This is a genomic window from Mesorhizobium sp. 113-3-3 (assembly GCF_016756495.1).
GTDB lineage: Bacteria > Pseudomonadota > Alphaproteobacteria > Rhizobiales > Rhizobiaceae > Mesorhizobium.
Window position 1 is genome coordinate 3,680,504 of sequence record NZ_AP023243.1, and the last position, 11,739, is coordinate 3,692,242.

11 protein-coding genes are annotated in these 11,739 nt (G+C 63.4%); 7 read left to right on the plus strand and 4 right to left on the minus strand.

The window, feature by feature from the left end:
- Window positions 1-93 precede the first annotated feature (93 nt).
- Complete coding sequence (locus JG746_RS17895; protein ID WP_202354011.1) at window positions 94-360, plus strand: hypothetical protein; 267 nt, start codon at window positions 94-96, stop codon at window positions 358-360.
- Window positions 344-814, plus strand: coding sequence for a hypothetical protein (locus JG746_RS17900; protein WP_202354012.1), 471 nt, complete (start codon window positions 344-346; stop codon window positions 812-814). The genes JG746_RS17895 and JG746_RS17900 overlap by 17 nt, the downstream gene beginning before the upstream one ends.
- On the opposite strand, the gene JG746_RS17905 is transcribed toward JG746_RS17900, so the two are convergent.
- Both JG746_RS17905 and JG746_RS17910 read right to left on the minus strand, forming a co-directional pair.
- Window positions 811-1,359: a histidine phosphatase family protein gene (locus tag JG746_RS17905; RefSeq protein WP_202354013.1), complete on the minus strand. Its 549-nt coding sequence runs from the start codon at window positions 1,357-1,359 to the stop codon at window positions 811-813. The two genes, JG746_RS17900 and JG746_RS17905, sit on opposite strands and share 4 nt — an antisense overlap.
- A 160-nt stretch (window positions 1,360-1,519) precedes the next feature.
- Window positions 1,520-4,540 carry a caspase family protein gene (locus JG746_RS17910; RefSeq protein WP_202354014.1) on the minus strand — a complete coding sequence of 1,007 codons (3,021 nt, stop codon included), beginning with the start codon at window positions 4,538-4,540 and terminating at the stop codon, window positions 1,520-1,522.
- Window positions 4,541-4,667: 127 nt separating this feature from the next.
- On the opposite strand from JG746_RS17910, the gene JG746_RS17915 reads away from it, so the two are divergent.
- The 3 genes from JG746_RS17915 to JG746_RS17925 all read left to right on the plus strand — a co-directional run bounded on the left by JG746_RS17915 (window position 4,668) and on the right by JG746_RS17925 (window position 8,387).
- Entirely contained in the window at window positions 4,668-5,618 is a 951-nt protein-coding gene (locus JG746_RS17915) for an AEC family transporter (protein WP_202354015.1), read from the plus strand.
- 198 nt (window positions 5,619-5,816) lie between these two features.
- Window positions 5,817-7,274, plus strand: a complete 1,458-nt coding sequence (locus tag JG746_RS17920; protein ID WP_202354016.1) for an NAD-dependent succinate-semialdehyde dehydrogenase — start codon at window positions 5,817-5,819, stop codon at window positions 7,272-7,274.
- A gap of 90 nt (window positions 7,275-7,364) precedes the next feature.
- Complete coding sequence (locus JG746_RS17925) at window positions 7,365-8,387, plus strand: aldose epimerase family protein (protein WP_202359396.1); 1,023 nt, start codon at window positions 7,365-7,367, stop codon at window positions 8,385-8,387.
- Between the two features lie 138 nt (window positions 8,388-8,525).
- Here the strand turns inward: JG746_RS17925 and JG746_RS17930 are convergent, their stop codons facing one another.
- Window positions 8,526-9,446 carry a sugar kinase gene (locus tag JG746_RS17930; RefSeq protein ID WP_202354017.1) on the minus strand — a complete coding sequence of 307 codons (921 nt, stop codon included), beginning with the start codon at window positions 9,444-9,446 and terminating at the stop codon, window positions 8,526-8,528.
- 151 nt (window positions 9,447-9,597) lie between these two features.
- On the opposite strand from JG746_RS17930, the gene JG746_RS17935 reads away from it, so the two are divergent.
- Window positions 9,598-10,047: a FixH family protein gene (locus JG746_RS17935; RefSeq protein WP_202354018.1), complete on the plus strand. Its 450-nt coding sequence runs from the start codon at window positions 9,598-9,600 to the stop codon at window positions 10,045-10,047.
- A 7-nt stretch (window positions 10,048-10,054) separates the two neighbouring features.
- A complete protein-coding gene (locus JG746_RS17940; protein ID WP_202354019.1) occupies window positions 10,055-11,254 on the plus strand; it encodes a cytochrome-c peroxidase in 1,200 nt (399 codons plus the stop codon).
- A 1-nt stretch (window position 11,255) separates the two neighbouring features.
- On the opposite strand, the gene JG746_RS17945 is transcribed toward JG746_RS17940, so the two are convergent.
- On the minus strand, window positions 11,256-11,708 hold the full coding sequence (locus JG746_RS17945) for an Lrp/AsnC family transcriptional regulator (RefSeq protein WP_202354020.1): 453 nt from the start codon (window positions 11,706-11,708) through the stop codon (window positions 11,256-11,258).
- Between the last annotated feature and the right edge of the window lie 31 nt (window positions 11,709-11,739).

The following is an 11,739-nucleotide window of genomic DNA, read 5'->3' on the forward strand; positions in this document are numbered from 1 at the left end:
GCGGCGAATTCGTGGCTTCTTTCAGTAGTGGCATTTCGGCAACACAACGGTCAACGCCTTTGATTGTACCAATGTACCATGGTAGGAGTTGGCATGAACATCGAGCGTATACAGACGGGCGTGCGCCTGGAAAAGCGGCTGGTGAAGGTGCTCAAGGCGCTGGCCGAGCATCGCGACATGAGCCTCGGCGATCTCATCGAAGGCATCGTGCTGCACGCTTTCGAGGGGCAAACGCCGTTTTCTCCGGAGACATTGGAAACAATCAGCCAATTGAAACGCATCTACGGGCTGGAGCTTGGCGCGGCGGACAGCCACCGTCTGATTGAACGGCATGGAAAAGCAGATGACGAGCCATCTTGAACGCAGCCACAGCATCGTCCTTTCCGGTCCGGTCGATCGCGTCTTTCCGCTGTTTACGCCAATCGGCGAGACCTTGTGGGTGGAGGGCTGGGATCCGGAATTCCTGCATCCGCAAGGTGGAGAAACACGGCAAGGCATGGTCTTCCGAACCGCCCATGGCGACGAGACGACGCTCTGGGCCTGCGCCGACTGGGATCCAACAGCGCACCGTGTCCGCTATGTCAGGGTCACACCGGACTCGCGTTTCGGATTTGTCGAAGTGACCTGCCGTTCGGCGGCCGATGGCGGCACCGAAGCGTCGATTGCCTATACGTTCACGGCTCTGAACGCGGCGGGAGAATCCTATCTGTCTGAACTGACGGAGGATGCCTTCGCGGGTATGATCGAGACATGGAAAGTCCGCATCGATGCATGGCTGCTCGGTGAGACGTCAGCGGGCCCCGATCATCGTTAGAAAGTGACGCGGCCGAGCACGCGCAGACCGTCACCCTGCGGCTCGACGACCACGGCTTCGCCTTCGCGCGGCGACACGCCGGTCAGCGCCACGATGTCTTCCAGATGGGTGACCATGACCAGATTGTCGGAGCCGGAATAGGCGCGGATTTCCTTCATGATCGCGGCGATCTGCGCCGCCTTCTGCGCATCGTCGCCTTTCAGCAGATCGAGCGGCGCAAACGGCTCCGGCTCGGTCTCGAAGGCGATGCGCGCTGTGTCGAGGCAGCGGCAGTAACGGCTGGACAGCACGCGCTCGATCGGCGCGGCGCGGGCGGCGAACAAGGCGCCGATCTTGCTAGCCTGCTGCTTGCCGCGTGCCGACAGGTTCATCTGGGTGGCGCAGCTGTCGATGTCGAAATTGGCGGGGTCGGTGGTGCCGGTGACCATGGCATGGCGCAGAAGCACGATATGGCCGCCATCGCGCAGCAGCGCCCAGCCGGCATCCGTGGCGTGAGCCGCAACGGGAATGACGAGCAGCAGCAGGGCCAGGGCAAATCGGATCATCGCAGTCCTAACTCTTTGTCTTGACGCAATTCCTATGGGGAAACCGCTCACATTTTTCCTGGAATTGCTCTAGGCAGCCCGACATCGGGTTCCGGTCACTTCGCATATAGGGATCGGAAGGCCGGCACAAAGACAAGCGGGCGTTGCGCACGTCCCAGGCTCACTTTTTGGCGATTTGCTTTTTCACCAGATCGATCTTCTGGTCAGTCAGCGGGATGGGGACGGTGTAGCCGGCTTCGGTAAAGCCCTGCTTGGCGTTCTCGAAGAACGTGATAGCCTTGAGATACTCCGCCTTGCCGCCGCCATAGGTGGCGCGGTTCCAATGGATGTCGCCAAGATTGTTCTGTTCGAAGGCCCATTGCAGGGGCTGGCTTTCCCTGGTGAATACTTTCAGCGTCGCCGTGAACGCCGCTTCGGCCTCGTCGAGATATTGGCCGGTCCGTTCGAGATTGCCGAGATTGAGCAGGCTCATGCCGATGCCGTTCTGGGCGTTGGCCCAGTCGATGGGGGCGGTCTCGATGGTCAGAACCTCAAGTGCTGCCCGCCGGGCCGCGATCGAATCCCGCAGGATTTTCGGATCGGCATTGCTCATGCTCAGCCAGTGCAGCGTCGAACCGAGGCCGGCCTGGGCCAGCGCCCATTGCCGAGGGTTGGTCTCGCGCTTGTACTCGCGTAGCGCATTGCCGTAGGCGTCGACCGCCTCGCTGTAATGCTCGGGCTTGTCCGTAACGCCGCCCAGCAGCTGCAGCGTGTTGCCGAGATTGTAATAGCACATGGCCCAGTCGAGCGGGAATTTCCGCCTGACATAGACCTGCCGGGCTGCCTGGAACGCTGCCACCGACTGTTCGAGCCTGGCCGCGTCGCGGGTCCGCTGGCCGAGCGTCTGGTAGATCGACCCGAGATTGTTCTGGGCGGATGCCCAATCCATCGGGAAGCGCTGGCGGGTAAACACCGTCAGCGCATCGTCATAGGCCGCGGCTGCCTCTTCGAGCGTGTCCGTGCCCGTGTCGAAGCGGGCGACACCGCTCAGCGCATTGCCAAGGTTGAGCCGGCTGGTCGCCCAGGAGACCGGGAAGGTCTCGCGGGTTCTAACCGTCAGCGCGGCGCGGAAGGCGTCGGCCGCCTCGTTGATCTTGGCCTTGTCGTTGAGCTGGATGCCAAGCGTCACCAGCGTGTTGCCGAGATTGTTCTCGACCATCGCCCATTCCACGGGAGCTTTCTCGCGCGTGTACTCCTCGAGTGCCAGACGGTAGGCGGCTTCCGCGTCCTTCAGATGTTCGCCGGCGGGTTCGCGCTCCGAAAGCGCGTAGAGCGCGAGGGCGAGATTGTTCTGTGAAGCGGCCCAGTCGAGCGGCAGCTTGTCGCGCGGACGCTTTTCCAGCGCGGCGCGCATCGCCGCCACCGCCTCATTGAGCCGCTTCGGGTCGCTTTCGCGTTCGCCGATCTTCAAAAGGACGTTGGCGAGATTGTTCTGCGCGGCGGCCCAGTTGGGGTCGTCCTTCTCGCGCTCGAAGACGACAAGCGAATCGCGGAAGATCTGTGCCGCTTCCTCGAGATGCGCGGTCTCTGTCTCGCGCTCGCCGATGGTCTGCAGCACCACAGCCATGTTGTTGCGGGTGATCGCCCAGTCGCGATTCTGCTCGCCATTGGGGATGAAGTTCAGGATGACGCGATAGGCTTCGATTGCGTGCTGCAAGGCGTCGAGGTCGCCGGTGGCATAGCCATAAGAGTTGAGCGCTTCGGCTTCCTGGTTCTTGTAGTTCCAGCGCAGCTTGTCGTCCCATTTCTCGACCAGCGAGAAGGCCTTGGCGTAGTCGTTGGCGGCGGCTTTGTAGTCGAAGACCAGTGCGGCGGCGTCGGCGCGTTTGGCATAGATGGCGGCGTCGGCGATGCGTTTTTGCCTGACCAGTTCCTCGGCGTCGTCAACGGCACCGCTGTTCTGCTCGACCCTGCCGACGGCGTCATCGAGGAATTTGCGCGCCGTCACCATGGCGCCCTGGCCGATGGCCTTGTCGGCGGACTCGACCAGCCGCTTGATCTCCGGATCGTCAGTACGCAGTGCCGCGCGTTCCGACAACATCTTCTTCAGGCGCTCGGACTGGGCGTCGAGCACCTTCTGCAGGTCGGTCGGATCCTCGGGAATCTTGTCCGTGCCCAGCGCCCTCAGCACGCCATAGAGCGCGTCGAGGGGCACGCCGTCCTGCAACGAGGCCAGTTCCACTTGCGCCCGCTTCGGGTCGGGCAGGTCGGAAATGGTCAAGAGCAACTGCCGTCGCTCACCGGTGATCAGCCCGTCATCGCCGGTCGGCTCCGGCGGCGCGACGCCGAAATAGAGCAGGCGGCGCAAGCTTTCGTTGACCCAGGGGCGCTGCTTGGCCTTGGTGTCGAGATAGACTTCCTCCGTCACCATGCGCATGACCGAGCCGAACTCCGTGCCTTTCATCGCCGCGAGGTGGCGCAGCAGGGCGGCGGCGTAGGGGCTGTTTTCGCCGGCCGCGCCGTCGAGCGCCGGGCGGCCCGGTTCGGCGGCGAAGCCGACCACGGTGCCCAAGCTCGCATCTTGCGCCGACGCATTGGCGATGGCCTTCGCGCCACGCACCGGTTCCAGCCCGCCGGCGCCGATCGGCTCGGCGGAAGCGGTCGGCGCCCTGCGCACCACTGCATCCGCCGGAAACGGATTGGTGCGGCAGGCATCGAGCAGCATGATCGTCACCGGTACGGTCTTCTTCAGTTCATCCATGACGGCGGAGATCGGCACCAGCGCCTGGCCTGCATCCTTGAGCGACGAGATGTCGGCATCGACCGGAACCAGGTAATTCTCGCCGCCGGCCTCGATACCGTGGCCTGAATAATAGATGAAGGCAACATCGGCACCCTCGGCATCCTCGACGAAGCGATCGAGATCGCGCTTCAGCTTGGCGGCATCGCGATCGGTGACGTTGCGGGCATCGAAGCCGAGGTCGGTCAGCATCTTGGCCATGTCGCGGGCGTCATTGGCCGGGTTGGGCAGGGCGGCGATGTGCAAGTAGTTCGACTGGCCGATGATCAGCGCCACGCCTTTGAGGCTTTTCGTTTCGGCAAGCGCGAACGCCGTCGCGGCAAGGCAAAACAGTGCAGCGACGAAAGCCGTCAGCCACATACGCGAAAAAAGGTTGCGTCCCGAGGTTTCGACAAAGGTCATTTGTCGTTGGTGTCCGCCCTGATACTCCAAACCCTCTATAACGCTGCCAGTGTACCATGATCAAATTTGGGCATGATCAAATTCGGGCGCGATTGCGCCGCAGACGTGGCTCGCCTATCCCTGAAAAATGTCTCCGCTTACAGAAACCGTGCTTTTCGTCTTCAGCCTCGTTGCGCTCGGCTATCTCGCCGGGTTGACCGGCTATCTCAGGCCAACGAGCGGTGAGGGGATATCGGACTTCGCGGTCTCGGTGGCGATGCCGCTGCTTCTGTTCCAGACCATGGTGAACGCCGATTTCCACGGCGTCGCGCCATGGCCTTTATGGGGAGCTTATTTCACGGCGGTGGCGATCACCTGGGCCGCCGGCCATCTCGTCACCACGCGGATTTTCGGGCGCGACGCGCGCGCCGGTGTCGTCGGCGGTGTGTCGTCGGCCTATTCCAATGTCGTGCTGCTCGGCGCTCCCTTCATTCTCGGCATATTCGGTCCGAGCGGTTTCGAAGTGCTGTCGCTGCTGGTCTCCGTGCATCTGCCGGTCATGATGATGGCCTCGATCGTACTGTTCGAGATGTTCGGCCGGAGCGGTGGCGAACATGTGCATCCGCTGCGGGTGCTGCGCAGCTTCCTGCGGCGGCTGTTCATCAACCCGCTGATCATCGGCATTCTGCTCGGCCTGGCATGGCGGCTGAGCGGCGTGCCGTTGCCCGACCTCGTCATGCGGCTGGTCGATGCGCTGGCCGACACGGCAGGGCCGGTGGCGCTGTTTGCCATGGGTCTCAGCCTGCGCCGCTTCGGCGTTTCCGGCAATGTCCGGCCGGCGCTGGCGCTTTCGGCATTGAAACTGTTCCTGATGCCGGCGCTGGTTCTCGTCTTCGTCTGGCTGCTCGGCCTGCCGCCGATGACCGCCAAAGTCGCGGTGGTGGTGGCGGCGCTGCCGTCCGGCATCAATTCCTACCTGATTGCCGTGCAGTTCAACACCGGCCAGGCACTGGCATCGAACCAAATGACCATCGCCACGGCCTGCGCGGCCGTCACCACCGCTTTCTGGCTGACGGTGGTGGTTCATATCTTTGGTTAGGTCTCGGCTTTCAAATTAATTCACATGTGAAGGACTAGCCTTGGGCTGGCCCAACCCCTATATGCCATCTTGCGATTGCTTGCGCGCCTTGCCCTAGGTAAAGAGCAGTGGCTCCGGCGTGCCGGCTTCAAATCATGGCGCACGCTCACCGAAGATTTCACAGACCGGCCCGTCAGTGCGCCGAACGGAGGATAGACCATGCTTCAGAAAACCAGCCATTTCATGCGGCAGGCCAATCTCATCAACGGCGAATGGGTGCAGGCCGACAGCGGCCAGACGGTCGACGTCAACAACCCGGCCACCGGCCTCAAGATCGGCACCGTGCCGAAGTCGGGCAAGGCCGAGACCCGCCGCGCCATCGAGGCCGCCGACGAAGCGTTCAAGACCTGGCGCAAGACGACCGCGCTCGAGCGCTCGAAGCTGCTGCGCAAGCTGCATGACGCGATGATGGACAATCAGGACGTGCTGGCCGAACTCTTGACCATCGAGCAGGGCAAGTCGCTGTTCGAATCGAAGGGCGAGATCGGCTCGGCCGCGGCCTACATTCTGTGGTTCGCCGAGGAAGGCCGCCGCACCTATGGCGACGTCGTGCCCTCGCCATGGGCGGACCGTCGCATCCTGGTGACCAAGGAACCGGTCGGCGTCATCGCGGCGATCACCCCGTGGAATTTCCCGTCCTCGATGCTGGCCCGCAAGCTTGGCCCGGCACTCGCCGCCGGCTGCACCGCCGTGGTGAAGCCTGCCTCGCAGACGCCTTATTCGGGCCTCGCCTGGGGCGCGCTGGCCGAGGAAGTCGGCTTCCCCAAGGGCGTCGTCAACATCCTGACCGGTTCGGCCGGCGAGATCGGCGACGAGATCTGCGCCAATCCGCTGGTGTCGAAGATCACCTTCACCGGATCGACCGAGGTCGGCAAGCTTCTCATCCAGAAGTCGTCGGTGACCGTCAAGAAAGTGTCGATGGAACTTGGCGGCAACGCGCCGTTCATCGTCTTCGACGACGCCGACATCGAGCGTGCGGTCGCCGGCGCCATCACCGCCAAGTACCGCAATTCCGGCCAGACCTGCGTGTGCACCAACCGCTTCCTCGTCCAGGCCGGCGTCTATGACAAGTTCGTCGAGAAGCTCGCCGCCGCCAGCAACGGGCTGAAGGTCGGTTCCGGCCTCGAGGAAGGCGTGCAGCAGGGACCGCTGATCGACGAGAAGGCGGTCGAGAAGGTCGAGGAACTGATCGCCGACGCTACCTCCAAGGGCGGCAAGATCGTCGCCGGCGGTAAGCGCCATGCGCTGGGCGGTTCGTTCTTCCAGCCGACGGTCATCGCCAATGCGACGCCCAAGATGCGCTTCATGAAGGAAGAGATCTTTGGGCCTGTCGCCCCCGTGTTCAAGTTCGAGACGGAAGCGGAGGCAATAGCGCTCGCCAACGACACCGAATTCGGCCTTGCCTGCTATTTCTACACCGGCGATCTCGGCCGCGCCTTCCGCGTCATGGAAGGCCTGAAATACGGCATGGTCGGCGTCAATGAAGGCCTCATCACCACGCCCGAGGCGCCGTTCGGCGGCGTCAAGGAATCGGGCCTCGGCAAGGAAGGCGGACATCAGGGCATCGAGGACTACCTCGATACCAAATATGTCTGTATCGGCGGCCTCGGCCTCTGATAGCTTATTCCCAGGGTCGGCGGGCCTTGCCCGCCGCCCTGGGTCGAGAAAACCAGCCGAAATCCTTTGGATCAACTGACGTTTGCGGGCATGGCGATGAAGGACGGCGAGGTTTTCGGCACGACGCAGGCAGGCGAGCCGGTGCGCCGCTTCACCATCAGGGGCGGCGGCCTCACCGCCAACATCATCGGGCTCGGCGCCATCATCCAGGATTTGCGCCTGACCGGTCATGATGCGCCGCTGGTGCTCGGCTACAACACTCTGGACGCCTATGAAGCCGACAACGCCTTCTTCGGCGCGGTGGTCGGCCGCTATGCCAACCGCATCCGCGATGGCCGCTTCACCATCAATGGCAATCGCTACCAGACTGAGCAAAATTTCCTCGGCAAGCACTCGCTGCATGGCGGGTCGCAAGGCTATTCGCACCGGCCGTGGGCGGTTTCGCTGCATGGCCGGGATTTCGTCACGCTGACGCTGCACGATCCCGACGGCGCGATGGGCTTTCCCGGCGCGCTGGACGTCACCTGCACCTACAGGCTGAAGATCCCCGGCACGCTCAGCGTCGAACTGACGGCGACCTGCGAGGAGCCTACACTGTGCAATCTCACCCAGCACTCCTATTTCAACCTGGACGATGGCGGCACCGGCGACGTCCTCGACCACAGGATGATGCTGAACGCGGGCGCCTATCTGCCTGTCGACAGCGACATGATCCCGACCGGCGTGGTCAAGCCGGTCGACGGCACGCCCTTCGATTTCCGCCAGGCGCGGCCGCTGCGCATGGAGACCGAGGGCGAGCAGTTGCCCTATGACCAGAATTTCTGCCTCGCCTCCGCGCGTGGGCCGCTGCGGCAAGCGGCATGGACGCAAGGGGCTAGTTCCGGCGTCGAGATGGAGGTCTGGACCACGGAGCCAGGCGTTCAGCTCTATACCGGTCAGTATGTGACGCCGCGCAAGGGGCTGGAAGGCCGCGACTACAAGGCTTTTTCCGCCTTCTGCCTGGAGCCGCAAATATGGCCGGATGCGCCGAACCGGCCATATTTCCCGCAGGCGACGCTATGGCCAGGTGCCATTTATCACCACGTCACAGAATATCGTTTCCGCCTGCCATAGGTCTGTTGAGATTCAGGTGATGCCGGCCTGCAAATGGCTAATACCTGCGGTTCCGGTCTCCCGTACGAAAAGTACGCTCCGCTCCGGTTCTCGATATCAGCCATTTTCGACTCGGCCTGACCTGAATCTCAACAGACCTCAGCTGTCGAAAGCCGCCCGCAGCGTCTCGAATGGCGCCAGGGCGCCGCGAACCTGGACCACGGCGGCGGCGACGCGATGCGCCCGGCCTGCCGCTTCCTGCGGACCATGGCCGGCAAGCCGAGCCGCGAGATAGCCGCCATTGAATGAATCGCCAGCGCCGGTGGTGTCGACGGGGGCCGCGACGTGGATCGCCGGCACGTCGTGCAATGTTTCGTTTTGAGCAATCAGCGCCGGCTGTTCGCCGTTCTTGACGACGACTTCGCCGACCCATTGTCCAAGCCGCTCCGCGGTCGCCCGCGGTGTCTCATCACCAAACAGCATTTGCTCGTCCGGGAAGGTCGGCAATGCGATGTCGGTGACATCAAGCGCCTCGACGATCGCTGCCTGCGCCTCCTCGCGCCGGCGCCAGAGCCGTGGGCGATAATTGGGGTCGAAGGCGATCAGGGAGCCAGCGGCACGCGCCTTGGCCACAGCCGACAGCAGCGTTTTGCGCGCGGCGTCGTCCAGAATTGCCAAAGTGATTCCGGAAAAGTACACAAGCGCCTGATTTTCCAGGCTTTTCGACAGTGCGGCGGGATCCGAGGCAAGCTGCCGGGCGGCAGCGTCGCCGCGCCAGTAGGTGAAGGAGCGCTCGGCGCCGGTCAGCGTGATCGCGTAGAGGCCGGGCCTTGCGCCTGGTATGACCGGGCTGGAACCGATGCCGATGCCGTTTTCAGCGAAAAAGCCGATCTGGCCCTGCGAAAAGGGGTCATCGCCGAAGGCCGAGACATAGGTTGCCGGCCGGTTTCCGCTCAGCGCATGGAGGGCCCACAGCGTGTTGAACGTGTCGCCGGCAAAACCCATGCGCCAGTTCGGACCGGTCTGGCCCGACAGTTCGAGCATGCATTCGCCGACCGAAGCGACACCGTTTCCCGCCATCTGCAACCCTCCAGTGATTTCGGTGCTGTAGCTTTTTGCTAGCGGCAGCGCCATGGTTGGCAAGACGGGTTTTTTCAGCCACAGCGTTTTCCCACAGGCTGGCGGGACGCGATCCACCCGGCAGAGCGTTATCCGCGGAAGAGGAACCGGTTTGGCATCGATATGGCGTTATCTCCTGGCGGGTCTTGGTCTGGCTGCGCTGCTGGCGGGCGTTCTCGCGGTCGTCTATCTGACGGCGCCGCAATCGGCGCAGCTTGCCGGCCCGGATGTCTCGCGGACGAAGAAAACCGACAACGGGCTGTATATGGCGAGCTTCGTGCCGGAACGGGGCGTGGTGCGGCAGGGCGAACTGGAATCCTGGCTGCTGACCCTGAAAACAAAGACAGGGGCTTCGGTGGAGCGCGCGGCGATCGCCATCTCCGGCGGCATGCCGCAACACAATCACGGCCTGCCGACCAGCCCGCAGGTGACCGACTATCTCGGCGATGGCCGTTACCGCATCGAGGGGCTGAAATTCACCATGAGCGGCTGGTGGCAACTTCGGTTCGCCATCTCGTCCGGCGCCGGCTCCGATACGGTGCTGTTCAACGTGGTGCTGTGAGCGATCGATGAAGCGCCTTTTCTGCTTTCTGGCGCTGATGGTCGCCGTCATCCTCGTCGGCTGCGGCAAGCCGGATTTTTCCGACGCCGAGAAGAAGACCATCGCCTCGCTGGCGTTGAACACGCTGCCGTCGCTGAAGCCCGACACCACCAACCGCTTCGCCGACGTGCCGGCCGCCGCGGCCCTCGGCTCGACGCTGTTCTTCGATCTCGGCATGAGCCGCGACGGCACGGTGTCGTGCTCGACCTGCCACAAGATCGACCGCCAGTTTCAGGACGACCTGCCACAAGCCGTCGGCGTCGGCCGCACCAACCGGCGCACAATGCCGCTGGCCGGCGTCGCGCGCGACCCCTGGTTCTTCTGGGACGGCCGCCGCGACAGCCTGTGGGCGCAAGCGCTGACACCGCTGGAAAACCCGCTGGAGCAGGCGGGAAACCGCGCCGCCTACGCGCATTACATCAAGGCGCGCTTCGGCGAGCGCTATGAGCGCATCTTCGGGCCGCTGCCCGATTTTTCCGGCATTCCGCCGAATGCCAGCCCGCTCGGAAACGATGCCGAGAAGGCCGCCTGGAACGCAATGAGCGACACGCAGCGCGACGCCATCAACCGCGTCTATGCCAACATCGGCAAGGCGATCGCGGCCTTCGAACGCTCGATCGAGCCGGAGCAGACGCGCTTCGATCGCTTTGCCTTGGACCTCGCCACAGGCGCCGAGCCGAAGGGCGATGCGGTCTTTTCGCGGGAAGAAATCCTCGGGCTGAAACTCTTCATCGGCAAGGCCAATTGCGTGACCTGCCACAATGGTCCTCGCTTCACCGACAACGGTTTTCACAACACCGGAGTGCCGGCCGTCCCGGGCCTGCCGCCGGATCGTGGGCGGGTCGATGCGGTGGCACAGGTCGAGGCCGATCCGTTCAACTGCTTCGGTGCCTATCGCGATGGCGACGTCGCCGCCTGCGGCGAACTGCGCTTCATGGTCAAGGATGCGCCGCAGCTGATCCGCGCCTACAAGACGCCGTCGCTGCGCGGTGCGGCGACGCGGCCGCCCTACATGCATGCCGGGCAGTTTTCGTCGCTCGACGAGGTGGTGGCGCATTACGCCAAGGCGGCGCCCAGCGTGGAGGGCGTGTCCGAAATTCACCCGCTGCAGTTGTCGGACCGCGAACGCTCGGCGCTGGTGGCGTTTTTGAAGACGCTTTCGGAGTAAGTTACCTGTCCTTCACCGTCTCCATCGCCACGAAGGTCGAGGTTTGCGCCACATGGGGGAGCGCCGAGATGCGCTCGCCCAGCACGCGGCGGTAGGCGGCGATGTCCCTTGTGCGGACCTTCAGCAGGTAATCGAAGCTCGACGCCATCATATGGCACTGTTCGATCTCTGGTACGGCCTGCACCGACCGGTTGAACGCGTCGAGCGCGGCCGATCGGGTGTCGGACAGTTTCACCTGGACGAAGGCGACATGGCCTTCGCCCATGCGCTCGCGGTCGATGATCGCCTGGTAGCCCCTTATATAGCCGTCCTTTTCCAGCCGCTTCACGCGCGCCTGCACCGGCGTCTTCGAAAGACCGACCTTTGCCGCGAGTTCCGACATGGAAAGCCGGCCATTGCTTGCCAGTGCGGCCAGGATGTTTCGGTCGATGCGGTCCAATTGGTCTTCTGTCATCAAAATTACAGTCCAAACGCTAAAGGATTGG

Bases quoted from the DNA above. Each gene is read 5' to 3' on its own strand.
- JG746_RS17910 (WP_202354014.1), bottom strand. From the start codon at position 4,540: ATGACCTTTGTCGAAACCTCGGGACGCAACCTTTTTTCGCGTATGTGG.
- JG746_RS17905 (WP_202354013.1), bottom strand. From the start codon at position 1,359: ATGATCCGATTTGCCCTGGCCCTGCTGCTGCTCGTCATTCCCGTTGCG.
- JG746_RS17925 (WP_202359396.1), top strand. From the start codon at position 7,365: ATGGCGATGAAGGACGGCGAGGTTTTCGGCACGACGCAGGCAGGCGAG.
- JG746_RS17920 (WP_202354016.1), top strand. From the start codon at position 5,817: ATGCTTCAGAAAACCAGCCATTTCATGCGGCAGGCCAATCTCATCAAC.
- JG746_RS17915 (WP_202354015.1), top strand. From the start codon at position 4,668: ATGTCTCCGCTTACAGAAACCGTGCTTTTCGTCTTCAGCCTCGTTGCG.
- JG746_RS17895 (WP_202354011.1), top strand. From the start codon at position 94: ATGAACATCGAGCGTATACAGACGGGCGTGCGCCTGGAAAAGCGGCTG.
- JG746_RS17900 (WP_202354012.1), top strand. From the start codon at position 344: ATGACGAGCCATCTTGAACGCAGCCACAGCATCGTCCTTTCCGGTCCG.
- JG746_RS17940 (WP_202354019.1), top strand. From the start codon at position 10,055: ATGAAGCGCCTTTTCTGCTTTCTGGCGCTGATGGTCGCCGTCATCCTC.
- JG746_RS17930 (WP_202354017.1), bottom strand. From the start codon at position 9,446: ATGGCGGGAAACGGTGTCGCTTCGGTCGGCGAATGCATGCTCGAACTG.
- JG746_RS17945 (WP_202354020.1), bottom strand. From the start codon at position 11,708: ATGACAGAAGACCAATTGGACCGCATCGACCGAAACATCCTGGCCGCA.